Source organism: Streptomyces sp. NBC_01622 (assembly GCF_045209635.1).
GTDB lineage: Bacteria > Actinomycetota > Actinomycetes > Streptomycetales > Streptomycetaceae > Streptomyces.
The window spans coordinates 5,482,324-5,507,867 of the sequence record NZ_CP109293.1; the positions used below are offsets into that span (position 1 = coordinate 5,482,324).

Below are 25,544 nucleotides of genomic sequence, written 5' to 3' on the forward strand. Positions count from 1 at the left end.
ATGCCGATCGCCGTCGTCCGGGCGGAAACCTTCTACCTGCCCCCGTCCCAACAGCAAGGCACCTGGGACCTGGTGGCCCCCGCCGAGCGCGTGTTCCGCTGGGTCGAGCTGCGCCAGCAGCGCCGCCTCGTCCCACCGGACGGGTACGTGATCGGGCAGAGCATCTACGCCCGCATCAACCACAACCGGTGGGTGGCCGACTGCCCCTGCGGCTCCGCGCAGGTCGTCACCCCCACCGACCAGCGCATGGCCTGCACCGAGTGCGGCTACGGCTGGGTCCGGCTCATCTACCCCGACGACCCGGCCGCCGCCGAAGCCAGCGTCGCGGACGAGCTGCCGCACGAGCGGAACTGGTGGCACCCCGACGACCCGTCATGGGATCAGCCGCCTGCCCCAGCGGAGCCTGTGCCCGAGGGCATGGAACTCGCGAACGCTCTCGCCTCCGCGCTGCTGGCCGGCACCCCGCCGACGTCGCTCACATCCGTAGCCGAGGAGGCATCCCGGTGACATTCGCCCCCCGGACCTGGGTCGTCGGCGAGGTCGTGAGCGCGGCCCTGATGAACCAGGAGATCCGCGACCAGTTCAACTCGATCTTCGCCGCCTGGACGACGTACACCCCGAACTGGACCGCGGCCACCACCGCCCCGGTCCTCGGAAACGGAACCCTCGTCGGCAGGTACATGAAAATCGGCCGAACCGTGATCGTGCACGCCAACCTCACGATGGGGTCGACGACCACCTACGGCGCCGGCGGCTACTCCTTCGACCTGCCCGCCACCGCGTCCAACGCGGGCGCCGCCTACATCGGCAACGCCCACCTCCTGGGCGGCACCCGGTGGGCCGGGCAACTCGTCATCGCCCCCACCGCGACCAACACCTCGCCGTTCTTCCCGACCAACACCACGACGACCAATCTTGCCCAGATGGCCGCGACCGCGCCGGTCACCCTTGCCTCCACCCACCAGGTGCGGATGACGGCGGTCTACGAAGCCGCAGCCTGAGGAGCCCGTCGCATGGACTTCACGACCCCCGTGCCCATCGGCACGGACACAAGCCCGCTCTACCAGGTCACCGTCAACGACAACGGCCAGGACGGCGGCACCACCACCCAGATCATGGCCTCCGGTTTCCCGCCCTCCGTCGACCTCAGCGCCGCCGACACCGCGGTCCACGCGCTGGCCGAGGCCTACACGCAGGCCGCCGGATACCGCATCGTCGGCATCAGCCGCATCACGGTCACCGACACCAGCCTGTAGACCACCCCCCGCACCGCACGCCCCGAGCCAGCCGGCCGGGGCTTTCGTCATTTCTGGAGCACCCATGCCCGACTTGTGGATGCCGGGGGCAACCCGGCTGGACATCGGCGACCACGCCGCGACCGACGGCGGCCCCGCCAAGGCCATCGCCCACATCACGTGGGACAAGAACGCGACGGCCGCCAAGCCCGTCGACCTCGTGCCGTACACCGCGCTGCGCAGCTACTTCGCGGGCGGCGGCGCCGGGGTTGCCCCGCACATCCTGTGGGACCCCTTCGAGGGGCACTTCACCCAGTTCGTGCCCGCCAACTCTCGCAGCAAGTCGCTCGTCGATCAGGCGGGCGGCACCCGCACCAACCGCGCCGGCAGCGTGGTCCTGCAGATCGAGGCCCTGTTCTTCCCCTACTGCCGCATCGGGACGAAGGTGTACCCGCAGCTCGTCGACACCCCGTGCAAGGGATGGGCGGACCTTCAGGCCTGGGTGCACTCGTGGGGTGTGCCCAACTCGTGGCCGATGGGCCGTCCGGTCGACTTCACCTCCCACCGCAGCGAATCCACGTGGGAGAAGACGGCCGGCTGGTACGGGCACTCGCAGATCCCCGAGAACACCCACCAGGACCCGGGCAGTTGGCCCGCGTTCGTCGGCACGACCACGGCCACGCCGCCCGTGTACGAACCGTTCCCGGGCGCCTCGTTCTTCACGGCCGGGAAGAAGTCCCCGGTCATCGCGGCGATGCACAAGCGGCTCGTCGCCGAGGGCTGCGACGCGTACCAGTCCAGCGCCAACTCCAACGTCTGGGGCTCCGGCGACAAGGCCTCCTACGCCAAGTGGCAGCGCAAGCTCGGCTACACCGGCACGGACGCAAACGGCATCCCCGGCGCCACCTCCTGGTCCAAGCTCCACGTTCCCAACGTCTGATCCCGGAAGGACCAGCCCGTGAAGATTTCGAAGATGTGGAAGGCCGTCGTCGGCGGTTTCGCGGCGGGTGCCGCGTCCCTGGTGACTGCGCTCGATGACGGAGTCATCACCACGCAGGAAGGTGTCACCGCCGGGCTCGCGGTCCTGGCCGCGCTCGGCATCACCTGGGCCGTGCCCAACAGGCAGGCCGCACCTGCTGCCGACCCCGCCTCGGGGTCCTGACCCTGCCCCATGAGCGCGTCTTGGAGGTGGCATGGATGGCGCCCTCGTCACGGCCGCAGGCGTGATCGGCAGCGCGGTCGTGGCGGGGGCAGCAGCCATGTACGGCTCCAAGGTCGCGGGGCGAGCCCAGCAGGAGGGCACCGCATTGACCGGCTACGACAACCTGACGGCGCGCCTGGTCGCCGAGCGGGACAAGGCCGAGAAGGACCAGGAGAGAGCAGAGCAACGCGTCGACGTCCTCGAACTGGAAGTCGCACGGCTGCGGCTACTCGTCACCCAGCTCGGGGGGACACCATGACGCGCACTCAGAACGTGCTCGCCAGAAGGTGGAAGCCCATCGCCCTCCTGGCAGTCCTGCTTGCCCTCACCGGCGCCGTACTCCTCGTGTACGTGCGCGTCCAGGCCGAGACCCGCCGCGGCGACCAGCTGGCCGCCGAAGCCGACTTGCGCGGTACGGCTGTGTCCACGCTGGCCGGGGACGTGCGCGTGCTGCGCGCCCAGATCACGGCCAAGGGCGGCACCCCGGCCGCGCCGGATCCGACCAAGGCTGTAAAGGATCTGCCCGACCGCGCTGAGGTCCCTGTGCCCATTCCCGGCCCGCCGGGGCCCAAGGGCGACAAGGGCGATCCGGGGAAACCGGCGCCGACCATCACCCCGTCACCCGGAGCCTCAGGTGCCTCGGGAGAGGCCGGCGCCGTCGGCCCCACGGGGCCCGCAGGTCCCCAGGGCGAGCCAGGTGAATCCATCACTGGACCGCCAGGGCCCCAAGGTGAGCGTGGCGAGCAGGGACCGGCCGGACCTCAATGCCCCAACGGCTACAGCCCGCAAGCCCCGTCCTACGACCCGGACGCCCTCGTCTGCCGGAAGGACGGGGCTCCGGACCCGAGTCCCAGCAGCAACAGTGGGCTGCTCTCCATGGGGCTCGACCCGAGCCGCCGCCAGTACCCGTGACGCAGCGAAAACTTCGAGCGGCCCCGCTCTCCTTCGGGAGGGCGGGGCCGCTTCGTCATGTCCGGGGTCAGTCGTCGGGCTGGTCTATGGGGATCTCGTAGGCGATCTCCCAGCGCACGTCGGCGACGACGACGTCCGCGGTCTCAACCGGGCGGCCGTCGATGTCGTAGTAGGTACGCTCGATCTCCGTGATCAGGTCGCCGACGCTGATGCCCAGCAGGTTCGCCTGCTCCTGGCTGGCCCGGGCGGGACGCGGCACCTCGACAGCCGTCTCGATGACGACGCCGATGGAACGCATTCGCTCGACGACGCCCGCGCCTGCGTGCGGTCCCATCTCCGGGAGCACGATCGGCGTTCCGTCCGTGACGGCCATCGGTTCCCAGGACTCCGACAGCTGCACGGGCAGGCCGTCGGCGAGGAACTCGTAGTTCGTCACCACACAGAGGTCGCCGGGCTGGATCGCGAGGCGCTCGGCGATGTGGTCGGGCGCCGGGGTGCGTGCGGCGGAGCGGGATTCCCACGTGCCGGCGCGGCCCTGTTCCTTCATGTCCGCGCGGAACGGGGATCCTCCGCGGCGCTCGCGGTGGCGGGAGCGCACCATGCGCAGGCGCTCGCGCGGACGGCGCACGTAGGTGCCCGATCCGGCGCGGCCTTCGAGGAGTCCTTCGATGATGAGCCGCTCCATGGCGCGCTGGGCGACGCTCTGCCCGACGCCGTACTCCTCGGCGAAGCGGGCCCGGGACGGCAGCTTGTCGCCCACTGCCCATTCGCCGCCCTTGATGCGGGCGCGCAGGGCGTCGGCGACCTGCAAGTAGGGAGTGTCACGTGGCATTTGGGCCGCTCCGGGGGTCGAGCTTCGACATTGACAAAGCTAACCCATCAGGTCGAAGCTGAGTACTCAGCATCACGAGGCGTGATCAGATGCTCACCAGGGGAGAGCTGTGCGCACTTCGACAGCGCAGGCTGCTGCACTCGCCGGCATGCTCGCCGCGGCCACCGGCAACGAGGCGCGGACCGAGCACACCGCCGCCGGTGCGCTCCGCATCGAGGCCGACCTCCCCGCCGAGCTGACACCCACCGCACGCACGGCGATCCTCGCCGCCCTCGCGATTGCCGACCGGTACGGACACGCCCGCACGGACACCACCGACACCGTCTGGGCCGAGCTCGACGGAGAGGCGCAGCAGTGAGCCAGAACCCGCAGACCCCCGACGCCACCGCCTCGGACACCCCCACCGCCTATGGCTGGTGCCACTGGCATCAGGGCCACGCGCGCGGTGTGCGCCTGGTCCGGGCGGTCGAACAGGGCTCGGGCGTGGGCGCGAACTTCTTCGCCTGCCCCACCTGTCTCACCACCTACGACCTCATCCCGCTCGCCGACCTGCCGCTGTGAGCGCGGACACCGAGGCGGAACTGTCCGCCGAATGCCAGGTCGGCCAGCAGCCCGGGTACGGCGACCTGCACGACATGTGCCGCCAGACCAAGGACATCCCGCTGCCTTACGGCGGCGGCATAGTGCTCCAACCCCGGTGCGGGTGCACCTGCCACACCCCGAAGGCAGACAACTGACTCCCGCCCGCCCCAGTACCCCGCGCTGAACGGGGGCGGGCGGGACCAGGCCCCGGTCGGCATCCCCCGTTGCCGACCGGGGCCGCTCCATGTCTTGATCGTCTGCACTTCGGTTGAGCGTCGGCTGAGCTAACGATCACCGAGGCCCCAGAAAAGGCCTGAGCCCCCGCGTCAAATGCCTCTGACGTGGGGGCTCTTGGGTAGGCCCTGTGGGACTCGAACCCACAACCAATGGATTAAAAGTCCACTGCTCTGCCAATTGAGCTAAGGGCCCAGGCGATGTTGCCTCCCCGAGCATAGCGGGACGTGGCCGTGTCTCCGATCGGGTATCGGGGACACGGCCGTGCCGGATGAGGGGAAGGGTGCCGGGCGGGTCCGGAGTGTTACGGATCTACCGGTTCGGGCGCGCCTGCCCGCGCCACCTCCCGTGCCTTCGTACGCGCGTGTTCCGGGTTCAGGAACCAGTGTCGGGCCGATGCCGCCCACCAGGCCGCCGCGAAGCCCAGTACGACCAGTACCGCGACCGGCGCGTAGTTGAACGACTCCCAGGTGACCGGGGAGACCTGCGGCAGCATGAAGAGGATCGTGATCACGGCCACCCAGATCACCGACACCAACCCGATCGGCCGCGACCAGCGGCCCAGGTGCCACGGTCCGCGCTGGAAGTCGTCGCCCTTCGCGAGCCGCAGCAGCGTCGGGATGACGTACGCGATGTAGAGGCCGATGACGGCGACGGACGTCACCGCCGCGTAGGCCGTGTAGTTGATCAGGTACGGCAGGCCCATGAGCAGTGCGCCCGCCGCCGCGAGCCAGACCGCCGCGACCGGGGTCCGGGTGCGCGGGCTGACCGTGTGCCAGACGCGGGAGAACGGCAGCGCGCCGTCGCGTGAGAAGGCGTAGATCATGCGGCTGTTGGCCGTCACCGACGCCATTCCGCAGAAGAGCTGCGCGCCGATCACCACCAGGAGCAGGAGCTTGCCCGACGTCGCTCCCAGGGCGTCGAGGAGGATCTGGGCCGGGGGCGCCCCCGTCGGCGACTTCCGCTCCGCGTCGTAGGACTGGATCGCGTACGTGAAGCCCAGGAGGAGGACGAAGCCGGCTATCCACGACGTCCAGATGGAGCGGACTATGCCCTTGGGGCCCGCTGTCGACGCGTCGTGCGTCTCCTCCGTCATGTGGGCGGAGGCGTCGTAGCCGGTGAAGGTGTACTGCGCCATCAGGAGACCCAGCAACACCACGTAAACCCCGCTGCCCCAGCCGGTGTTGTTCACGAACTTCGTGAAGACGAAGGTCGTCGACTGGTGGTGGTCGGGGACGAAGGCCAGCGCGCCGACGATCACGCCGACGCCCACCACGTGCCACCACACGCTGATGTCGTTGAGCAGCGCGACGATCTTCACGCCGAATGTGTTCAGCAGGCCGTGCAGGATCAGGATCGCCGCGAACAGGAGCACCGTCCTGCCCGGTGTCACCTTGAAGTCGAACTGGAGGTTCAGGTACGCGCCCAGGAAGGACGCGGCGCCGAAGTCGATGCCCGCGGTCACCGCGACCTGGCCGAGCACGTTGAACCAGCCCGTGAACCACGCCCAGGCGGCCGCACTGCGCGGGGGCGCAAGGCGGTGGGCCCAGAAGTACAGACCCGCCGATGTCGGGTAGGCCGAACAGATCTCGGCCATCGACAGGCCGACGAACAGCGTCATCAGGCCTACGGCCACCCAGCCCCAGGTGATGACCGCCGGGCCGCCCGTGTTCATGCCGAACAGGTACAGCGTCAGGCAGCCCGACAGGACCGAGATGATCGTGAAGGAGACCGCGTAGTTGGAGAACGCCGACATGCGGCGGGCGAGAACCTGCGTATAGCCGAGCTGGGCAAGCCGTTCCTCGTCGGAGAGACCGGGAGCATCTCCCTTTGACAGCCCACTCGCTATGGCGTCATCTGTCATGCCCCCAGCGATTCCCTCACCGGGGGCGTGACATGCGCCACTTAAGGAATCGATAAGGACTCGATGTGGCCAAAAAACGACCCCGCACAGAGTGAAGCGGCCCCCACCCGGTCTCCCGGGCAGGGGCCACTCCACTACGTCAGTTCACGCCAGGTCGCCTGACCTCAGCCGTTGCGCTTCCAGCGCGGCTTGTCGTCGCGGCGGCCGAAGGTGCCGGTGCCGGTACCCGTGCCGGTCGTGCCGCGGTGGCCGGACGGACGGTCGTGGCCGCCGGCGCGGAAGCCGGGGCGGTCGCCCTGGCGGTCACGGTTGAACGGGCGGTCGCTGCCCCGGTGACCGGTCGCGGGACGGTCGTCGCGACGGAAGCCGCCACGGTCGCCGCCCGACGGACGGTCGTCACGCCGGAAACCACCGGACGGACGGTCGTCACGACGCTCGAAGGAACGGCCACCTCGGTCGCCACCGCGGTCGTTGCCGCCACGGTCGTCCCGGCGGAAGCCACCCGAGGGGCGCTCGTCACGACGGTCGAAAGAACGGCCACCACGGTCGCCGCCCGAGGGACGGTCGTCGCGCCGGAAGCCACCCGAGGGACGCTCGTCACGACGGTCGAAAGAACGGCCACCACGGTCACCACCGCGGTCGTTGCCGCCGCGGTCGTCGCGGCGGAAGCCACCGGACGGACGGTCGTCACGACGCTCGAAAGAACGGCCACCACGGTCACCGTCACGACGGTCGTCCCGGCGGAAACCACCCGACGGACGGTCGTCACGACGGTCACGGCGCTCGTAGTTGCCCCGCTCGTCGCGCTGCTGGCGCGGACGGTCGTACGACGACTCCTCGCGCACCGGCGCCTCGGCGACCGGCTCGGCCGCCGCCTCGACAACGGCCGCGGCGGCCTCGGCCACCGCAACCTCCGGGTCCTCGCCCCGCTCGCGCGCGGCACGGGCGACCAACCGGTCGGACTCCTCGCGGAGTTCGGCGGCGCGGCGCGTGGCCCGCTCCAGCTCCTTGGTGAGCTGGACGACCTCGCGCTCGGCCTGCTGCGCGGCGTCGCCCGCCGACTGGGCCTGGACCTCGGTCATCGAACGGGCGCCGGTGATCTCGGCGACCTCGGGCTCGAAGGCCGTACCGGAGTTGATGATGTGACGCCCGGCGTCGACGCCCGCGTCCTCCATCAGCCGGAAGATCTGGCGGCGCTGGTGCGGCAGGGAGAGGGAGACGACGGTTCCGGTACGACCGGCACGGGCCGTACGACCGGCGCGGTGCAGGTAGTCCTTGTGGTCGCCGGCCGGGTCCACGTTCAGGACCAGGTCGATGCCGTCGACGTGGATACCGCGGGCGGCCACGTCGGTCGCGACGAGCGCGTTGACGTAGCCCTCCTTGAAGTCGGCCAGCGTCCGCGTACGGGCGCCCTGCGTCATGCCGCCGTGCAGCGCGTCGGCCTTCACACCGGCGTCGCGCAGCTGCTCGGCGATGCGGTCGGCGCCCAGCTGGGTGCGGACGAAGATGATCGTGCGGCCCTTGCGGGAGGCGATCGCGGCGGTGACCGGCGCCTTGTCCTTGGGCTTCACGATGAGGATGTGGTGGGACATCGTCGTGACGTTGCCCTGCGCGCTGTCGACCTCGTGCGTGACCTCGTCGGTCAGGTAGCGCTTGACCAGCGTGGAGATCTCGTTCTCCATGGTCGCCGAGAACAGCATGCGCTGGCCGCCGACCGGGATCTGGTCGAGCAGCTCGGTGACCTCGGGCAGGAAGCCCAGGTCCGACATCTGGTCGGCCTCGTCGAGGACCGCGATGCTCACGTCCTCCAGGGAACAGGCGCCGCGGTTGATGATGTCGCGCAGGCGACCCGGGGTGGCGACCAACACATCCACACCCCGCTCAAGGGCGTAGATCTGGTTGCCCATGGACGTGCCGCCGCAGACGACCTTCATCTTCAGGCCGAGGACGTCGCCGTAGGGCTGGAGCGCGTCGGCGACCTGCATCGCCAGCTCGCGGGTCGGCGTGAGGATGATGCCGCGCGGGCGCTTCTTCTGGGTGTGACCGCCGGACAGCGTCGCCAGCAGCGGCAGACCGAACGAGAGGGTCTTGCCGGAGCCGGTGCGGCCACGGCCGAGGATGTCCTTGCCGGCCAGGGCGTCCGGGATGGTCGCCGCCTGGATCGGGAAGGGGGTGGTCACGCCGTTCTGCGCGAGCTTGCGCACGACGCCCTCGGGGAGGCCGAGGGACGCGAACGTCACCTCGGGAGCCTCCGCGGCAGCGTCTACGGCCGTCTCGGTGCCCTCGTTCTCGGGCATGACGACGTGATCAGTACTGGAAATGGACATGCGAATGCGAAACCTTCCGGAGTCTCCGTCGGCACGCGCCCGTCAACTCCGTGATTCGCTATCGACCGCCTCAATGCGGTCCGCCACGGCAAGGGAGAGTACGCGCCACACGGCGCGCTCTACAGTGGCGCCGGGCAATGGGATCAAACGATCTACCACCTTACGCACCTACCACCCCCCAACGCAAACCAGCTCTCCTTGACGTGCGTCACACCCGCCCCTACGCCGGTGACCCGGCCGTCGGCGCCGGCTCACGGTCCACCAGCTGCGGGGCCGGGTCCTCGTGCGCCGAGGACGAGGGTTCCGCGACGGTCGGGTCCGGGGACGGCTGCTGCTGGCTCGGCGTCGGGTCCGGGGGCGGCGGCGTCCGCGACGGGCTCGGCTGCGGCGCGGCCGTCGTGGGCGCGCCCGGCTTCGCGCTCGTCCCCGGTCTCGGCGGGGCGGACGCGGACGGCCTCGCCGCCCCCGGCGCCGACGGCGAGGCCGAACCCGACGCGGACTCACCGGGCTTGGGCTTTCCGTGCCCGTGCTTCCCGTCCCCCGCCGACCCGCCGTACCCGAGCCCGCCCCCCGGCGCCCCCGAACCGCCGTCGGGCACCTCACCGGCGTGCCGCCCCGCCGAGTGCGAGGGCTTGGCACCGCCGCCCGCGTCGTCACCCACGCTCATACAGCCGGCGGCAGCGACGACGACGGCGGCGACCGCTGCGGCCAGACGGACGGGTACGTACATGGAGCGCACGGGGCCACCTCCGAGGGCGGAAAAAGGAGTCGCCCTCTCAACTCCCGCCGCCCACCGGAAGACACGCGCCCCACCGCCGTCGCCCATTCCTGGCCGGGAATTGCCCCCCGCCCGCGCCCACAGCACGATCGGCCCCGAAGCGACCGCAGCGCCCGAAGGAGCCACGGATGACCGGGACGACCGACCCCCAGGACCTCTCCGTCCGCTACATCGCCCAGTGGACGGAACCGGACCCCGCCCGACGCAGGGAAGCGATCGAGAGCCTCTGGGCCGAGGACGGCACCCACGTCCTCCAGCCGCCCGCCGAGATCCGCGAGCTCGCCGCCGACCTCGGCTTCGACCACCCCACCCTGCGGGCCCAGGGCCACAACGCCATCGAGACCCGCGTCACGCGCAGCTACCAACGCTTCGTCGAGAACGGCGAGTTCACCTTCCGAGCCCGCACCGACGCCGTACTCCTCGACGACCTGATCCGCTTCCACTGGGACACGATCTCCGTCGCCGACGGCGAAGTGGTCGGCGGCGGCCTGGAGTTGCTCGCACTCGACACCGACGGCCGCATCCGCACCGACTACATGTTCCCCGGAGCCTGATCCCCCGCGGCAGCCGCCAACGCCTCCGCCGTCGCCGCGTCCGCCGGCAGGAACGCCTCCAACTTCAGCTCCGCCAGGGTCACATCCACCGCCGTCGCGAACGTCGTCACCGTCGTCATCAGCCGCAACTCCCCGTACGACGACCGCAGCCGCAACGGCACCGCGAACCCCAACTGCCCCTCCGACGACCCCAGTTCCGGCACATACCCGGCCAACTCGGCCCGCAACTCCGGCAACCCACCGAGCCGGGCCTCGATGTGCCTTGCCCACTCGGCCAGGTTGAGGATCCGCGGCGCCACCCCGTCCGGATGCAGCGCCAGCCGGTACACATTCGCCCCCGGCCCCGACAACTCCGCCGCCGCACCCTCCGTGATCACCCCGAACGCGCTGTTGGCGTCGACCAGTCGACCCTCCCGGTCCACCACCACTGCGGGATACGGCAGATGCCCGCGCAGGATGTGCCCGATCGCCGTCCGCACCGGAGCCAGCACCGGCCCCGCCAACGAACTCTCCGCGTACACCGGCGCGAACCCGGCCGCCAGCAACAGCTCGTTCCGCTCCCGCAACGGCAGTTCGAGCGACTCGGCGAGCCGCACGACCATGTTCCGCCCCGGCACCGACCGCCCCGACTCGATGAAACTGAGATGCCGCTGAGTGGTCCCGGCCCGCGAGGCCAGCTCCAGCTGACTCAGCCGACGACTCGTACGACGCTCACGCAGCACCTGGGAAAAGTCCACACCCCAGTTCTACGACGCCCCGCCCCAACCGGCCATTCCGCGCGGGGAATTGAGGCCATACCCGCCCCCGACCACCATCGAGCCCATGAACAAGCCCGTCGACATCGGCGTACTGCTCCCCACCGGAACCGCCCAATGGGCCAAGGACGACGACCCGCGCGAGCTCATCACCCTCGGCCGCACCGCCGAACACCTCGGCTTCACCTCCCTCTTCGTCAACGACTCCCTCATCACCCCCCGCATCGAAGCCCTCACCCTGCTCGCCGCCCTCGCCCCCACCACCGAAACGGCCACCCTCGGGACCGGCGCCCTGCTCCCCTTCCTGCGCCGCCCCGTCCAGACCGCCCAGACCCTCGCCTCCGTCGACCTCCTCTCCCACGGCCGCCTCACCCTCGCCGTCGGCGCCGGCTTCCCCGGCCGCTTCGGACGCCCCTTCTACGACCTCTCCGAAGTCCCCTGGCCGCGCCGCTTCGCCCGCCTCGACGAGACGGTCCGCCTCTGGCGAGCCCTCTGGCAGGGCGCCGACACCTTCCACGGCGAGTTCCACCACTTCACCGACCTCCCGCCCGCCCTGCGCCCCACCCGCCCCACCGGCCCACCCGTCTGGCTCGCCGGCGCCACCCCCACCGCCCTGGCCCGCACCGGCCGCCTCTACGACGGCTGGCTCCCCTACCCGCCCGACCCCGCCGACTACACGACCGGCCTGCACGACATCCACGAGGCGGCGACAGCGGCGGACCGCAGCCCCGCGGCCATCACCCCGGCCCTCTTCATCACCGTACGAATCGACAACGACCCCCGGACCGCCCGAGCCGCACTCGACGACTACGCCCGGGCCACCTACGGCATGCCCCTCCCCGAACTGGAGAAGATCCAGGCCGTCGCCGCAGGCACCGCGGAGCAGGTGGCCCAACGCCTCAGCCAGTACGTCACCGCGGGCGCCCGCCACCTGATCACCCGCCCCGCCGCCCTGAACCTCCGCGCCCAGCGCGAGCAGCTGGAACGCCTCGCCGCACTGATCCCCGACCTGTCGACCCCGTCACCGCCCCGAACCCGCGTTCGTCCCGGACAATAGGCGTGTGCTGGAAATGACACGCGAGGCGTTCGAAGAGCTGGTGAGCGAGGCCCTGGACCGGATCCCGCCCGAACTGACGCGGGTCATGGACAACGTGGCCGTCTTCGTCGAGGACGAACCCGACGCGTCCGACCCCGAACTCCTCGGCCTCTACGAAGGCACCCCCCTCACCGAACGGGGCGAGTGGTACGCCGGGGTCCTCCCCGACCGGATCTCCATCTACATGGGCCCGACCCTGCGCTACTGCGCGACCACCCAGGACGTCGTCCACGAGGTCGCCGTCACCGTCGTACACGAAGTCGCCCACCACTTCGGCATCGACGACGAACGCCTCCACGAACTCGGCTGGGGATGACCCACTCCCACGGCCCGCCCCGCATACCCGACCCCACTCCTGGGCATACGGGACCAATGGCCAGCGTCCCCGTCGCAGCCCTGAACCACCTCCGCCGGGCCCAGCGCGCCCTGACCCACCACTACCGCGCCCGCCGCCCCCGCCCCACCCTCGAACTCGTCCCCCAGCCACACCCCTGGCCCCGCGCCCTCGGCCTCATCACGGTCGTCCTCGTCGGAGCCTGGCTCGGCCTGCTCATCGTCGGCAACGTCCGCGCCCAGGTCGGCCCCATGAACACCACCATGACCCTGCGCCCCTCCCTCACCGGCGGCACCAAGATCAACATCTCCCCGCTCGGCGCCCTCTCCCTCGACAGCCACCACGCCCCCGTCCGCCTCGACGTCAACGTCGACCAGCTCGACCCCGAACGCTCCCAGTCCCTCGTCGACCACCCCGAACGCATCTCCGGCCTCCAGAACGAAGTCGCCCACGACGTCGAACACGGCACCCTCGACCTCGCCGTACGCTCCTGCACCGCCGTCGTCCTCGGCGCCACCACCCTCGGCCTCGCCGTCTACCGCCGCCCCCGCCGCGCCCTCACCGCCGGCGGCCTCGCCCTCACCCTCCTCGCCGCGTCCGGAGCCACCGCCTACGCGACCTGGAACCCCAAATCCATCCTGGAACCCAAGTTCTCCGGGCTGCTCTCCTCCGCCCCCTCCGTGGTCGGCAACGCCCGCAGCATCGTCACCGAATTCGACGTATACCAGCAGGAGTTGGCCCGCCTGGTGACCAATGTGACCAAGCTCTACGACGTCACCTCCACCCTCCCCGCCTACCAGCCGGACCCCACCACCATCCGCGTCCTCCACGTCTCCGACATCCACCTCAACCCCGCCAGCTGGAAGATCATCGCGTCGCTGGTGCAGCAGTACGAGGTGAACGTCATCGTCGACACCGGCGACACCATGGACCACGGCACGGCGGCGGAGAACGGCTTCCTGGACCCCATCGCCGACCTCGGCGTCCCCTACGTCTGGGTCAGGGGCAACCACGACTCCCTGGTCACCCAGCGCTACCTGCAACACACGAAGAACGTGCACGTCCTGGACGAGGGCCGGGCGGAAACGGTCGCGGGCGTGCGCTTCGCGGGCATCGGCGACCCCCAGTTCACCCCCGACCGCTCCGTCGCCCCCGGCGGCAACGCGGCCGAGGAACTCGCCGGCGACCAGCTCGCCTCCTCCCTCCGCGACCAGCGGGCCGCCGGCACCCCCGTCGACATCGCCCTCGTCCACGAACCGTCGGCGGCACGCCAGACCGACGGCGAGGTCCCCCTCGTCCTCGCCGGCCACCTCCACCATGAGGGCACCGAGGTCATGAAGCACGGCACCCGCCTCCGCATCGAGGGCTCGACCGGCGGCAGCGGCCTGCGCGCGGTGGAGGGCAAGTACCCCGACCCCATCGAGGCGTCGATCCTCTACATCGACCGCGGCACCCACCGCCTCCAGGCCTGGGACGAGATCAAACTCGGCGGCCTGGGCCTGACGACGGCCGAGGTCAGCCGCCACCTCCCGAAGGAGAACCTGCCGGGCGCACCCCAGTCCCCGGGCCAATCCCCCAGCCCGTCCCCGAGCCCCTCACCGAGTCCGGCGTCGGGGACGCCCTCAGAGGCTCCATCGGGGACCCCGTAAACCGTTTTGGCGATACCTCCCGCCATCCCCTATGCTTCTCACGTCCCCGACGCGCTGAGAAGCGCCCAGGCGGGCCGATAGCCCTCATCGTCTAGCGGCCTAGGACGCCGCCCTTTCAAGGCGGTAGCACGGGTTCGAATCCCGTTGGGGGCACTTCACAGATAGTTGCTTGATCGCGATGTATGTTCATCCCGTCCTGCACCCTTCTGTCGTTTTCTGTGCGATCGGCGGCATCCTGCGGTGGTGGGGTGACCGCCGTTTCGTGTGTAGTCCTTGATACTGCATCGATCGTGTCCCCCGTGAGCGTGATGCGGCACACGGTCAAGACCTACGGACGTCACCGGCAAACGACCGAGGAGGTCGGGGTTCGGCGTCTGGTGCACCTGCTCTTCCGCCGCCTAATGGCAGCGCCTGCGGCTCACACCCTTGCTGCTGCCCGGTGACGAGGCCGGGCACTGTCGGCCCTGCGATCGACAAGCGGTTACGGCTGTCCTTCACCAGTGCGGCTGCCAGCATCGGCCGCTGAGCAGCGCGGCGGCGAACTGTTTGGTGGCCGGGGCCGCCTGCCGCGTGTGGTTACGCGGTGCTTGGCACTGTGGTCTTGCGACGCTCGCGGTAGCTGGCGGCCTTGTGGCGGTTTCCGCATTCCGCCATGCCGCACCACCGGCGGGCTGCGGAGCGGGAGAGGTCGACGAACAGGCGTGTGCATTCGGGGTTCGCGCATTCCTTGACGCGGGCTGCGTGCGGTGATCCCAGCAGTTCGATGGCGTCGCGGGCGACGTAGCCGAGTACCTCGTCCACGCCGCCGAGCCGGCTCAGTGTTCCGGTGCAGTCCAGCTGTACGCGCGGGACGGGAAGGCGCGCGGCGTCGTTGACGAGCGCGAGTTCGTCCTCGCGGCTCAGGTCGGGTCCGTCGGCGGTGATGGTGAGGGTGAGGTCGTAGAGGGCTTCCCGCAGGGTTTTCACGCGGGCCAGGTCGTGCGGGGTCATCTCGCCTGCCTCGTCCAGGATCGCGGCCTGGGCGATCCACAGGGCCAGGGCCTCGGGCGAGTCCAACAGCTCCGTGCGTCGGGTCCGGCGCCAGAGCATGGTGCCTGCGAGGTCGAGGCACAGACGGCCGCTTACGAACACAAAATCAGCCACGTAACCATATTGACAGGTGACGGTCTCGGTGTCCACGAACGGGCCTCCGGGGAGGGGATCCGTGGCGATGGATGCTGCCACGCGGGAGGAACTGGGCCGGCGGTCTTGGCCGGGGCTCTGCCGCGAGCGTGGTCGTGCGGGCCCCGCCGTGGCCAGTCAGAGCTGGATGGTCACGGCGGGGAGCTGGTGGCCGCCGTGACCGGGTCTGGGGCGTTGCCTCGCTGCGCTGTTACCGAGCGAGGGAGCGGGGCACGGTGGCATGGGGGCTGGGCAGCCGTCGGCGGGCGGCGCCGAGGACGGTCCAGTAGACGGCGGCCGCGACGAGGAAGGAGGCGCCGTAGCTGACGTCGATACCTCCGAGTGCTCGTCCGAGGGGTCCGGTGTAGGCGTCGGTGGCCATGAACGGTGCGGACGCGAGGAGGCCGGCGGCGAAGGCGGTCAGGGCGGCGGTGCGGATTCCACGGAAGGGCCCCTTGGCGTCGTAGAAGGCGGCGATGGAGGCGTAGGTGCGTCCCGCGCTGTGCCGCCAGTAGAAGTCGATGAACAGCACCGCGAGCCATGGCATCACGAAGTAGGAGACCAGGAGCAGGAAGGTGTTGAAGTGGGCTTGGAAGTCCGGTCCGCCGAAGACGACGGCCAGGAGGCAACCGATGGTGCCACCAGCGACGACGACGCTGGAGCGTGAGGCGGGCAGGTCGCAGGTGAGGGCGGCCATGGCGCCGCTGTAGAGGTTGACCGCATTGTGGGCCAGGGCGCCGATGACGAAGGTGGCGAGGGTGATCTTCAGGACCGGGGTGGGCAGGACGACTGCGAAGCCTGCCAGGGGGCTGCCGTCGGGGACGAGCATGGCGAGCCCGGCACCCATGATCATCATCCAGCTGGTGGCGGTGAAGATACCGCCGAAGGCGAACCCGAACATTCGGCGGTAGCTGCTGGAGGCGGGCAGGTAGCGGGAGTAGTCGGAGGCGTAGATGCTCCAGCTGACGGTGTAGGAGAACACGATCGTGCACACGATCAACCAGGCGTGAAGGCCGCCTCCACCCGAGGCGGCGGGCAGGGCGTAGCCGGTGCGGTGCGTCAGGAGCATGACGGTGATGGTGAGGAAGACCGCCAGGCTGAGGTAGGTCAGCCACCGGCCTAGGACCTGCAGGAGGTTGTAGCCGAAGATGGCGATCACGATGCTGAGCGCGGCGACGAGTATGGCGGCCGGCGTGTAGGGCAGTCCGACGAGGCCGTCCATGGAGCGAGCTCCGAGGACCACGCCGATGCTGTAGTAGCCGACGAACAGCATGATGCCGAGCGCCGCCGGGATGTAGTTGCCGTGGTAGCCGAACGCCGAGCGGCTCATGGTGATCTGAGGCATGCCCAGGCGTGGGCCCATGATCGCGCACAGGGCGGTGGCGAGGGCACCGAGGGCATTGCCGGCCAGGATGGCGCTGATGCTGCCGGTCAGGCCGAGGCCCAGGGGGGCGCCGACACCTCCCAGAACGACGGGGGCGAGGTAGACGACCGGGGAGAACCGCATCGAGAACTGGTCCCTGGCGCGGCCGTGGCGCCTGCTGTCGGGGATGTGGTTGATGCCGTCGGGTTCCGGCCTCGTGGTGCCTGCCGGCGTGGCGGAGCTCTTGCGCATCGCACTCTCATTTCGTTGCGTCCGGTGGCGAGTACCGGGGGATGCTCGCCGCGCACCGGTACATGGGGATGCTGTGAGCCTGGACCGCTCCCGGTGGAGGTCGCCCGCGGGTGCCGCTTCTCTGCTCGGGGTCCCTGTGGCGGGGTGTCGCGCAGGTGCCGAGCAGGTAGCTGCAGGTCTCGTGCGATGGACGACGTCGTTGTCATCGGCATCTCCATCTGAGGCTCAGATTGCGCCCTCGTTAGTCACCTGTCAATGAGGTGTTTCCCTGGGAAAATTCTCCGTCAATCCTCATTGGTTTCGGCAGACACAACGCAAAAATGTTGGGTCTGTGCAGATTTGCTAGGACTCTACTTCGGATTTAGAACGCAATCCGTTACCACCTTGACAGGTGATGACGGCGGAGTCAGTCTGAAGGAGTCACCGCATCAGCCGGTTAGGCGATCCCAGCCCCGGGACTGCGAAGCGCACAGCCGCCCGCCTTCTCAGGCCCCCGAACACGCACTTTGAGGCATCCGATGGATCACGACGAATACCTGTACTTCCTGCGCCGCGCCCTCGACGGCATGGTCGGCGCGCTGGAGGACCTGGGCGATGACCTGGCCAACACCCCGCCGCCGCTGCCCGGCGCCAACAGCGCCTACGCGATCGCGTTCCACTGCACCGCCGTCGCCGAGTACTGGATCGGCCACATCGCCGCCGGACGCCCCGTCGACCGCGAACGCGCCTCGGAGTTCACCGCCCGTGGTACCGCCAACGACCTCAAGTCCGGCCTCGACGCTCTCTTCGAGCGGCTGCGCGAGGACCTTGCCGCCGTGGGGACATGCACCGTTCCCGCCAACACCCCACCCGCCTCCTTTGAAGGCCCAGACCGCGAACTGACAAGCTCCGGAGTGCTGTTGCACGTGCTGGAGGAACTGGCCCAGCATCACGGCCAGGTCGAGATCGGCCGGGACCTCCTCCTGAACGGAACCTCACGATGAACAGCGCGGGAGCACCGCCGCCCGCGGAACACGTGGCAGGCTTCGACGACCTGGACCGCGACTGGCTCCGCGCCCGCTCAGGCGTCAAATGGCACCGGGTGGACCCCACGGTCCTGCCCGCCTGGGTCGCCGACATGGACTTCCCCATCCCGCCCGCCGTCGCCCACGCCCTCCACGCCAGGATCGAGCAGGCCGAGCTCGGATACCCGGACTGGCCGGACGGCAGCCCGTTGCGGCGCTTCTTCGCCGAGCGGATGGCCTCACGCTACGGCTGGCAGGCAGAGGCCTCACGCGTACGCGAGCAGACCGACCTCATCCAGTGCCTCCAACTGATCCTGCACCTGGCGACCTCCGAGGGCGAAGCCGTCGCCGTGCAGACCCCGAACTACCCCCCGTTCCTCGCAACACTGCGAACGATGAACCGGCGTACCGTCCCCATCCCTGTGCTCGACACCGACGCCGGCTGGCAGATGGACATGAGGGCCCTCGCGGACGCCGCTCGCCAGGGATGCAAGGTGTTCCTCCTGGTCAACCCCCACAACCCGACCGGTCGGGTCTTCACCCGCGAGGAGCTGGACGAGATCGCCGCCATCGCCCGGCGCCACGACATGCTCGTGATCAGCGACGAGATCCACTCGGAGCTGGTCTACGCCCCCCACCGGCACATCCCCTTCGCCTCCCTGTCACCGGACGCCGCAGCCCGCACGGTCACCGTGACGTCCGCGACGAAGGCATTCAACCTCGCCGGACTGCGCTGCACCGTCACGCACTTCGGCCCCGACCGGCTGCTGGCGGTGCGCGACGCCCAGCCACCAGACCTCTACGGCGCCGTCTCCACGCTCAGCGTCGCCGGCACCCAGGCCGCCTGGCTGCACGGCGACACCTGGCAGAAGGACCTGCTGCGCGTACTGGACCGCAACCGCCGCCACGTCCACCGCGTCCTCACTGAATGCCTGCCCGCCGTGCACCACCACCTCCCCGAGGCGACCTACCTCGCCTGGATCGACGCCTCCCCGCTGCACCTGTCCGATGAGCCCGTCCGCCACGTTCTGAACAAGGGCAAGGTCCTGCTCGACGGAGGGCTGCCCTTCGGGTCGGACAGCGCCCAGTACCTGCGGCTCAACTTCGCCACCTCAGCCGACATCCTCGACGACGTCCTGGACGGCGTCGTCACCGCCCTCACCCCCCAGTAGCGGAATCCCGCTGCGACCCCTGCTGCCTTGCCCGCAACCGCACCGACGTGCGCCGCACACCCCGGAAGAACACTCCATGAGCGCTGCCACGAAGTCTGCCGTCCTCCCCTGCACCTACGCACCGGCAGCCGGCCCCTACTCGCCCGGCGTCCGCAAGGGCAGCTTCCTCCAGACCTCCGGCCAGCTCGGCCTGCCACCCAACAGCCAGCCCCCCGTTGCCGGCGACGCACCCGGTCTGCGTGACCAGGTGCGCCAGGCACTCGCCAACGTCGGCGCCGTCCTCGCCGAAGCCGGAGCGAACTGGGAGGACGTCCTGATGGTGCGGGCCTACCTCAGCGACCCCGCCGACTTCGCCGAGTTCAATGCCATCTACACCGACCACTTGAAGACGGTTACCGGACCGCCCCCGGCACGCACCACCGTCTACGTCGGCCTGCCGCACGGCCTCCTCGTCGAGATCGACGCCCTGGCCATCCTTGGCTGACCCTGGTGCCTGACCCGTAACGGCCCCCGCACCAATGGCTGTGCGAAGAAGCCGTTGCCCGCTGGCTGAGATCGTTACTGCCCGGATCACCCGACATCTTCCCGGCCGTCGGCGGCCGATAAGCCAAGCACAGAGCATCTGCCTGCCCGCCGACGGCTCCGGTCCGTCTTCAGCAGCCGACCTCACCCCTCGCTCAACGCGAAAATCCACCGAGCACGCCCCAGCAGGCATCTCTGCGTTCGGACGCCGCCTTGAACAAGCCCAGCGAAAGCAAAGTTCCCACCCGATCAACAGATCGGACGGGATCTCGTCAACTGCCCCGAGCTAACTCAAGAACAGCCGAATGGGTGTAGCCGGATCACTGGCTGATCACCGCCCTGGTCCGGGGCCTGGCGGGGAGATCACCGCGCCGGAGTTGCTGGCAACTCTTCCCTGGACCCAGTGGCTGACCCCCTCCTGGGCCGCGAAGCCCACCACATCGTGATCGTCAAAGGCAACCAGAAGAAGCTCCGCAAGCAGCTCAGTTCCCTTCCGTGGACAGAGATCCCGCTGCAGAGCCGCGTGAAGGGCATCGGCCACGGACGCTCGGAGATCCGACGGATCAAGGCGGTCACGGTCAACAGCCTGCTTTTCCCCGGAGCCCGGCAGGCCGTCCAGATCAAGCGCCGCCGCACCGACCGCAAGACCGGAAAGACCACCATCAAGACCGTCTACGCCGTCACCAGCCTCACCGCGGAGCAAGTCAACCCCGCCCAGTCGGCGACCCTGATCCGTGATCACTGGCAGATCGAAGCCCTGCACCACGTCAGAGACACCACGTTCACCGAAGACGCCTCACAGCTGCGAACCGGCAACGCGCCCCGGGCGATGGCCACCTGGCGCAACCTCGCCATCGGCGCCCTGCGGCTGGCCGGCGCGACCAACATCGCCGCAGCTCTGCGACACAACGCCCGCAACCCGGACCGCCCGCTCGCCCTGCCCGGCCTCAAGAGCCAAGATCTTCAAGCCTTCACAGGACCACCAACTACACCATGCCAGGCGAAAGGGTCTGGTGCGGGTCACCCGATCAGACCCCCTCGTGCTTGAGGTGGTGGGTGACCTGGTGGCGCAGCGCGGCGACGGACAGGCTGTCACTGGAGGCGCTTCAGGATGGTCGCGCACGAGCGGTCGGCAGTTCCGACATCGTGCGCCGGCTGAACCCCGGCATGACTGCCGCGACGACAGCAACCGCGACAAACGCGCCGACGAGTACGAACTGTGCAGCCGTCCGGTCCAGGTACTGCACGAGAAAGCCCGCAGCCAGGGGCGCAAGCGGCTGCAGGGCGCTGGAGAGAAAGCCTGACGCCCCCCTGACCCGGCCGAGGACATCGCCGGGTACCAAGAGCATCTGGGCGCTGGTCAGTGCCGCGCCCACCATCGGGCCGAGCAGCAGGACACCTGCCAGTACCGCCACGAGCGCCGTTCCGCTGCCGAGGGTGGCGGCCAGCACCATGCTGCCGGCCCGCAAAAGCGCGGCCGTCACAAGCAACGGTCGCATCGGCACCCGGCGGGACACCTGTGGTGCCAAAAGCGACCCGAGCAGGCCTGCAGCCGCTGCCACGCTGATACCCGCGCCGACGAGGACTCCACCAGCACTGCCCAGGATGAGTACGAACAGCAGCATGGACACCGCGAAGTTGGTCACCATCGCGTAGACCGTCATGGCCCGGAGGAACGGATGCCGCCACAGCACCGACCAGCCGCGGCCCACGTCTGGCAGCAGCCGACGCATGGTCGGCCGGCTCTCAGCCTTGAGCGCGGTCCGCAGAAGCCACACGCACACAAGCGAGACCACGAAGGTCACCGCGTCGACAACAAGTGGCGCCGCGTGGTCGATGGTGAACAGCCACCCTGCCAGCAAAGGCCCGACCATGTCGACCGCATAGCCGCGGGCCTGGTTGACACCGACCGCCTCGGGAATCTGCTCGGCGGGCACGATCATGCGTATCGCCTGCGTCTGCGCCGCCGCGAACGCCATCCACAGGAACATGGACACGCCGACCACGACCAGTAGTACCGTCGCGGGCGCGGTCGATGTCACCACCGCCACCACGGCCAGTCCGGTCAGGACGGCTCGCCCGAGGTCACAAAGCAGCATCACCCTGCGCCGGTCGAACATGTCGGCGATGTAACCGCCGGGCAGCTGTCCCAGCCACGCCGCCAGGAAGGCCACGGTGCCCAGCAGCCCGGCCAGCGCTGCGGACCCGGACAGGACCAGTACGAGCATGGGCAGCGCCAGCATGGAGATCGACGAGCCCAGTTCCGAGGTGGCCTGTCCGATCCACAGCAGACGGAAGTCACGGTTGTGGCCGAGCGCGCGGGCGGCCGACACCTGGGCCGTGGTCTCGGCGGCGGCTGTCACTTCCTCTCCCCGCCACTCGGCAGCAACTCATCGACAACAAAGTTGAAATTGGTACGGCGCCCCGGCCCGGCTCGCAGGACCCGGTCGAGAAACAGGGCGACACCAGAGGAACCGGTGGCGAAGTCGCATGTCTCCCGCATCGCCTGTTCCCCGGGGAAGGCCACGCCCTCGTCCCGCTCCACGGCGAACAGCAGCACGCCCTCAGCGAGACGTGAGGCCTCCGCGAACAGTTCGTCGCGGCCGCTGAACTCAGCGGCGTCGAGCATCGCGTTCCCAATGCCGGACAGGCCGTGGAACATCTGCGGCATGACCGCGTACTTGCGGGTGAGGTCGGGGATCAGGCGGTCCGTCCACGCAGCCAGGCCCTCGTCTCCGGTGGTGGCGACGTAGCGCACCAGGGTGGTCATGACCCCCGCGGTGCCATGGTCCCAGTACGTACGAAGCACCTCCGCCGTGTCGTCCACGTACGAGGGGAAGGACGTCAGGCCCAGCCCGACGGTCCGCGCCTGCGAGAGGTCGAAGTCAAGCGCCCGGCGGCCCAGCCGCAACGCGTCCGGATCTCCGGTGGCATGGTGCAGGTAGAGCAGGAACAGCGCGACGCCGCTCGCGCCGTAGGCGTATCCGATAGGAGTCCGGCCGTCCGGCTCCGGCCAGGAAACCCCTGCGTCGTGGCGCCGCGCGGTGGTGGCGAGATGAGCGCCGACGCGGGCCGCCACGTCAAGGAACCGCTGCTCGCCGGTGGTCTGCCAGAACCGGAGTGCGGCCAACCCGTACCCGGCGCAGCCGTGCATCACATCGGCGCGCTCCCACAGCAGCGGATGCTCGGCGGCGCGGTGCAGCATCGCCGCGCCCGCCTCCTGATGGCCCAGTTCTTCGAGTGACCAGGCGATGCCGGCTGTGCCGAGGTACAGGCCGGGCGTCAGGTCTCCGGCCGCGGCGCCGCCGCGCAGCAGCCACGCCACCAGTTCCTGCGGCACCTCGCCGGACAGCCGATGCATGGCGCGCAGCACCCCGGCGGCGCCGAAGGCGACCCCGTAGGGGTTGGTCTCGTACGCGCTCAGGTCCGCAGGGAACAGCCGGTCCTCGCGCTGCGGTGACGCGGTGCGGCGGAAGTACCCGGTCACGCCGGTGACGGTGTCCGCGATCCGGGCGTGCAACCGGTCGGCCCGTTCCCCGACGAGCTGTTCGGACGCCGGCCTGCCCAACGGCAGTACCTGCGGCCAGGCGGCCGGGTCGGCCACCGACAGTTCGGCGATGCGCTTGCCGATCGTGTCCGGCTCCGGCGGCGTTCCGGAGGTCAGGTCGCTGATCAGCGCGATCAGGTCATCGGGAAGTGCGAGGTCACGCTTGAACTCGGCGAGGAAGCGTGGCAGCGCCGGCGGGTGGAAGCCGACCATGGAGTTGTTGAGCATCACCGAACCGAACATCATCGCACCGAGCGCCGCGTAGTCGTCGGCTGCAGCCGGCGCCGACTCGTTCGCCCGGCGGCTGGAGTAGCCGGGCGTGTAGAGGCCCGGTGACGGGTCAATGCCCTCCTGCACAGCGCCTTCGAGGTCGATGACCCGGACGCGGTCATGGTCGTCGACCATCACGTTCATGAAGGACAGGTCCGCGAGCACGATCCCCCGGCTGTGCGCCGCGGCGATCGCGGTGGCCACCTGCCCGAACAGCTCACGCATCCGGCTGTGGTACGCGGCGAACGCCTCGCCCGTCAGCACACCGGTGTACAACGGGTTCGCACTGATCGAGACCTGGCCGAGGTGCCTGCCCTCGACGTACTCCTCGACCAGGAAGAGGTGTTCCCACGCGCGGAACAGCGTGACCACGTTGACGAACTGCTCGACGTCGGAGAGCGCTGCCAGCAGGCGGTGCTCCTTTTCCAGCAGATCGGTGACGTCGATATGCCCGCCCCGCCCGATGCCGAGGCCGACGTGCGGCCGGGCCTCCTTGATCACGACGGTCCGGCCGGTCCTGGTGTCCAGCGCCCGGTAGACCCCGCCGCGGTTGGTGAAGGTCATCGCCGACTCGATCTCGAACCGGCCCCCGGCGAGCCCTCCTTCGGCGCCGCTGTCGTCCGGCAGATCCCGCTGCGCGTCAAGACCGAACGGATCGACGGCGATCCAAGGCGCCGCCGACCAGTACGGGTTTCGGACGTCGGGATGCGGACTGCCGTCCGGAGCCGTGATCATCAGGTCCGGCACGCCGTCGGCACGCAGCTTCGGTTGTCCGGTGAACCCGCCGTACCGGTAGTGGACCGACGTCGAACCGGGGCAGCGCCGGTCGCTGAGGATGTACGGTCCGGTCAGGTCGGCCAGCGCCGTGGTCAGCTCCCGGGCGACCGCGAGGAACTCCTCGTTGTCCGCCGGATAGACGGTGATGAACTTGCCGCTGGACCCCCGCGGCCACAGCTTGCCGTTGGTGAGTGCCAGCGACCACGGATCGACCAGGAACTTGAAGTGGGCATCGCGGTCACGCAGCACCGGCAGTGCGGCGCGCAACGCCGCGGCGCCGTCACCGGCGCGTGCGGACACGTGCAGCTTCCACCCCTGGCCGGGCAGCCTCGACCCCGGCGGCTCCGCGATGAACCACAGACCACGTCGTCGCAGCGTCCAGGTATCGGGCATCAAGGCCCGGTAGAGGCTCAGATGCCCGGCTCCCGGCGTGTGCCGGCCGACCGGTTCGAACCAGCGGTCATCCTGCTGGCAGTAGATGTTCATCGTTTCCCGTGCGTACATCTCGGCGTCCTTTCCGGCCTGGCCCGCGCACACCGCACGGCCGACGACAACGTGCGTGGCCGGCAGACGACGGTCCTCGCCGCCGGGTCGGCCACGGTGGTGGGCCGCCGTCGTCCAGGACGACGGCGGCCCGACGGAGGCGCGCTGATCTGTCAGGCGCAGCTGTTGCTGTCGCAGGAACTGATGCTCCAGCTGATGAGGCGCTCCGTCGGCTCCGACTCCGCCGGGATTCGCTGCAGGTTGAGGATCGCGGACATGGCGTTCTCCCTTCGCAGGCGCCGACCCCTCCGGCCGGCACGTACTCACGACCGTGGGGCCCACGGGTTCATGGCGGGTACATCCGAGGTACATCGGGGCGGGACCGTGTGCCGCCGGCCGGCCGGACCGTTGCCGATGTACCGGCGATGTACCCGCACTGAACCGGCGGGCGGGATCGTGCGATGACCCGCCGGCACCGAGCCGGCGCCCGCGAAAGGAGAACACCATGTCTGCCGTCCTCAACCTGCAGCGAATCCCGGCGGAGTCGGAGCCGACGGAGCGGCTCATCAGCTTGAGCATCAGTTCCTGCGAAATGGACAGCTGCGACTTTTAGCACGAAGCAGGACACAGCCGGGCAACC

The 25,544-nt window shown here is 69.7% G+C and carries 26 protein-coding genes, 2 tRNA genes and 1 pseudogene; 19 read left to right on the forward strand and 10 right to left on the reverse strand.

The window, feature by feature from the left end; genetic code table 11:
* The 7 genes from OH768_RS25040 (at position 1) to OH768_RS25070 (ending at position 3,348) form a co-directional block, all read left to right on the forward strand.
* Positions 1 to 507 carry a hypothetical protein gene (locus tag OH768_RS25040; protein WP_406457128.1) on the forward strand — a complete coding sequence of 169 codons (507 nt, stop codon included), beginning with the start codon at positions 1 to 3 and terminating at the stop codon, positions 505 to 507.
* Positions 504 to 1,001 (forward strand): hypothetical protein, encoded by a 498-nt coding sequence (locus tag OH768_RS25045; protein WP_406457130.1) that lies wholly within the window; start codon positions 504 to 506, stop codon positions 999 to 1,001. Before OH768_RS25040 ends, OH768_RS25045 begins: the two co-directional genes overlap by 4 nt.
* A gap of 12 nt (positions 1,002 to 1,013) precedes the next feature.
* Positions 1,014 to 1,256, forward strand: coding sequence for a hypothetical protein (locus OH768_RS25050; RefSeq protein ID WP_406457132.1), 243 nt, complete (start codon positions 1,014 to 1,016; stop codon positions 1,254 to 1,256).
* A gap of 64 nt (positions 1,257 to 1,320) precedes the next feature.
* Positions 1,321 to 2,175, forward strand: coding sequence for a peptidoglycan-binding protein (locus OH768_RS25055; protein ID WP_406457134.1), 855 nt, complete (start codon positions 1,321 to 1,323; stop codon positions 2,173 to 2,175).
* Positions 2,176 to 2,193: 18 nt separating this feature from the next.
* The gene (locus OH768_RS25060) at positions 2,194 to 2,397 is read left to right on the forward strand and encodes a hypothetical protein (protein WP_406457136.1); all 204 of its coding nucleotides are present in this window, start codon (positions 2,194 to 2,196) and stop codon (positions 2,395 to 2,397) included.
* 31 nt (positions 2,398 to 2,428) lie between these two features.
* Complete coding sequence (locus OH768_RS25065) at positions 2,429 to 2,695, forward strand: hypothetical protein (protein ID WP_406457138.1); 267 nt, start codon at positions 2,429 to 2,431, stop codon at positions 2,693 to 2,695.
* On the forward strand, positions 2,692 to 3,348 hold the full coding sequence (locus tag OH768_RS25070) for a collagen-like protein (protein WP_406457140.1): 657 nt from the start codon (positions 2,692 to 2,694) through the stop codon (positions 3,346 to 3,348). Before OH768_RS25065 ends, OH768_RS25070 begins: the two co-directional genes overlap by 4 nt.
* A 67-nt stretch (positions 3,349 to 3,415) precedes the next feature.
* On the opposite strand, the gene OH768_RS25075 is transcribed toward OH768_RS25070, so the two are convergent.
* The gene (locus OH768_RS25075) at positions 3,416 to 4,180 is read right to left on the reverse strand and encodes a GntR family transcriptional regulator (protein WP_406457142.1); all 765 of its coding nucleotides are present in this window, start codon (positions 4,178 to 4,180) and stop codon (positions 3,416 to 3,418) included.
* Between the two features lie 109 nt (positions 4,181 to 4,289).
* Between OH768_RS25075 and OH768_RS25080 the strand changes: the two genes are divergently transcribed.
* Genes OH768_RS25080 through OH768_RS25090 form a run of 3 tightly spaced genes read left to right on the forward strand, consistent with a single transcriptional unit; the run spans position 4,290 to position 4,917 of the window.
* Positions 4,290 to 4,538, forward strand: a complete 249-nt coding sequence (locus tag OH768_RS25080; RefSeq protein ID WP_406457144.1) for a hypothetical protein — start codon at positions 4,290 to 4,292, stop codon at positions 4,536 to 4,538.
* Positions 4,535 to 4,741, forward strand: a complete 207-nt coding sequence (locus OH768_RS25085) for a hypothetical protein (RefSeq protein WP_406457146.1) — start codon at positions 4,535 to 4,537, stop codon at positions 4,739 to 4,741. The genes OH768_RS25080 and OH768_RS25085 overlap by 4 nt, the downstream gene beginning before the upstream one ends.
* On the forward strand, positions 4,738 to 4,917 hold the full coding sequence (locus tag OH768_RS25090; RefSeq protein WP_406457148.1) for a hypothetical protein: 180 nt from the start codon (positions 4,738 to 4,740) through the stop codon (positions 4,915 to 4,917). The genes OH768_RS25085 and OH768_RS25090 overlap by 4 nt, the downstream gene beginning before the upstream one ends.
* 201 nt (positions 4,918 to 5,118) lie before the next feature.
* On the opposite strand, the gene OH768_RS25095 is transcribed toward OH768_RS25090, so the two are convergent.
* The 4 genes from OH768_RS25095 to OH768_RS25110 all read right to left on the reverse strand — a co-directional run bounded on the left by OH768_RS25095 (position 5,119) and on the right by OH768_RS25110 (position 9,917).
* A tRNA-Lys gene (locus tag OH768_RS25095) sits at positions 5,119 to 5,191 on the reverse strand.
* Between the two features lie 109 nt (positions 5,192 to 5,300).
* Positions 5,301 to 6,860, reverse strand: a complete 1,560-nt coding sequence (locus OH768_RS25100; RefSeq protein ID WP_406457150.1) for an amino acid permease — start codon at positions 6,858 to 6,860, stop codon at positions 5,301 to 5,303.
* A gap of 164 nt (positions 6,861 to 7,024) precedes the next feature.
* Complete coding sequence (locus tag OH768_RS25105) at positions 7,025 to 9,187, reverse strand: DEAD/DEAH box helicase (RefSeq protein ID WP_406457152.1); 2,163 nt, start codon at positions 9,185 to 9,187, stop codon at positions 7,025 to 7,027.
* A gap of 220 nt (positions 9,188 to 9,407) precedes the next feature.
* On the reverse strand, positions 9,408 to 9,917 hold the full coding sequence (locus tag OH768_RS25110; RefSeq protein ID WP_406465429.1) for a hypothetical protein: 510 nt from the start codon (positions 9,915 to 9,917) through the stop codon (positions 9,408 to 9,410).
* Positions 9,918 to 10,093: 176 nt separating this feature from the next.
* On the opposite strand from OH768_RS25110, the gene OH768_RS25115 reads away from it, so the two are divergent.
* A complete protein-coding gene (locus OH768_RS25115; protein ID WP_406457154.1) occupies positions 10,094 to 10,519 on the forward strand; it encodes a hypothetical protein in 426 nt (141 codons plus the stop codon).
* Here the strand turns inward: OH768_RS25115 and OH768_RS25120 are convergent.
* Positions 10,498 to 11,256 (reverse strand): helix-turn-helix domain-containing protein, encoded by a 759-nt coding sequence (locus tag OH768_RS25120; RefSeq protein ID WP_406457156.1) that lies wholly within the window; start codon positions 11,254 to 11,256, stop codon positions 10,498 to 10,500. The genes OH768_RS25115 and OH768_RS25120 overlap by 22 nt on opposite strands.
* An 85-nt stretch (positions 11,257 to 11,341) precedes the next feature.
* Here OH768_RS25120 and OH768_RS25125 point away from each other — a divergent pair, with 85 nt between their 5' ends.
* The 4 genes from OH768_RS25125 (at position 11,342) to OH768_RS25140 (ending at position 14,506) form a co-directional block, all read left to right on the forward strand.
* Complete coding sequence (locus tag OH768_RS25125) at positions 11,342 to 12,331, forward strand: LLM class flavin-dependent oxidoreductase (protein WP_406457158.1); 990 nt, start codon at positions 11,342 to 11,344, stop codon at positions 12,329 to 12,331.
* A 4-nt stretch (positions 12,332 to 12,335) separates the two neighbouring features.
* Positions 12,336 to 12,686 (forward strand): metallopeptidase family protein, encoded by a 351-nt coding sequence (locus OH768_RS25130; protein ID WP_406457160.1) that lies wholly within the window; start codon positions 12,336 to 12,338, stop codon positions 12,684 to 12,686.
* 56 nt (positions 12,687 to 12,742) lie between these two features.
* The gene (locus tag OH768_RS25135; RefSeq protein ID WP_406457162.1) at positions 12,743 to 14,353 is read left to right on the forward strand and encodes a metallophosphoesterase; all 1,611 of its coding nucleotides are present in this window, start codon (positions 12,743 to 12,745) and stop codon (positions 14,351 to 14,353) included.
* Positions 14,354 to 14,433: 80 nt separating this feature from the next.
* A tRNA-Glu gene (locus OH768_RS25140) sits at positions 14,434 to 14,506 on the forward strand.
* A gap of 423 nt (positions 14,507 to 14,929) precedes the next feature.
* On the opposite strand, the gene OH768_RS25145 is transcribed toward OH768_RS25140, so the two are convergent.
* Positions 14,930 to 15,496 carry a CGNR zinc finger domain-containing protein gene (locus OH768_RS25145; protein ID WP_406457164.1) on the reverse strand — a complete coding sequence of 189 codons (567 nt, stop codon included), beginning with the start codon at positions 15,494 to 15,496 and terminating at the stop codon, positions 14,930 to 14,932.
* Between the two features lie 229 nt (positions 15,497 to 15,725).
* Entirely contained in the window at positions 15,726 to 17,129 is a 1,404-nt protein-coding gene (locus OH768_RS25150) for a purine-cytosine permease family protein (protein ID WP_406457166.1), read from the reverse strand.
* A gap of 518 nt (positions 17,130 to 17,647) precedes the next feature.
* Here OH768_RS25150 and OH768_RS25155 point away from each other — a divergent pair.
* From OH768_RS25155 to OH768_RS25170, 4 genes and pseudogenes are all read left to right on the forward strand, one after another.
* Positions 17,648 to 18,112, forward strand: coding sequence for a DinB family protein (locus tag OH768_RS25155; RefSeq protein ID WP_406457168.1), 465 nt, complete (start codon positions 17,648 to 17,650; stop codon positions 18,110 to 18,112).
* Positions 18,109 to 19,305, forward strand: coding sequence for a MalY/PatB family protein (locus OH768_RS25160; RefSeq protein WP_406457170.1), 1,197 nt, complete (start codon positions 18,109 to 18,111; stop codon positions 19,303 to 19,305). The genes OH768_RS25155 and OH768_RS25160 overlap by 4 nt, the downstream gene beginning before the upstream one ends.
* A gap of 76 nt (positions 19,306 to 19,381) precedes the next feature.
* Positions 19,382 to 19,789: a RidA family protein gene (locus tag OH768_RS25165; RefSeq protein ID WP_406457172.1), complete on the forward strand. Its 408-nt coding sequence runs from the start codon at positions 19,382 to 19,384 to the stop codon at positions 19,787 to 19,789.
* Positions 19,790 to 20,269: 480 nt separating this feature from the next.
* Positions 20,270 to 20,623 (forward strand): annotated as a pseudogene (locus OH768_RS25170) (ISAs1 family transposase); the annotation flags it as partial.
* A gap of 310 nt (positions 20,624 to 20,933) precedes the next feature.
* Here the strand turns inward: OH768_RS25170 and OH768_RS25175 are convergent.
* Complete coding sequence (locus OH768_RS25175; protein ID WP_406457174.1) at positions 20,934 to 22,190, reverse strand: MFS transporter; 1,257 nt, start codon at positions 22,188 to 22,190, stop codon at positions 20,934 to 20,936.
* Complete coding sequence (gene lanKC / locus OH768_RS25180; protein ID WP_406457176.1) at positions 22,187 to 24,925, reverse strand: class III lanthionine synthetase LanKC; 2,739 nt, start codon at positions 24,923 to 24,925, stop codon at positions 22,187 to 22,189. Before lanKC ends, OH768_RS25175 begins: the two co-directional genes overlap by 4 nt.
* Between the last annotated feature and the right edge of the window lie 619 nt (positions 24,926 to 25,544).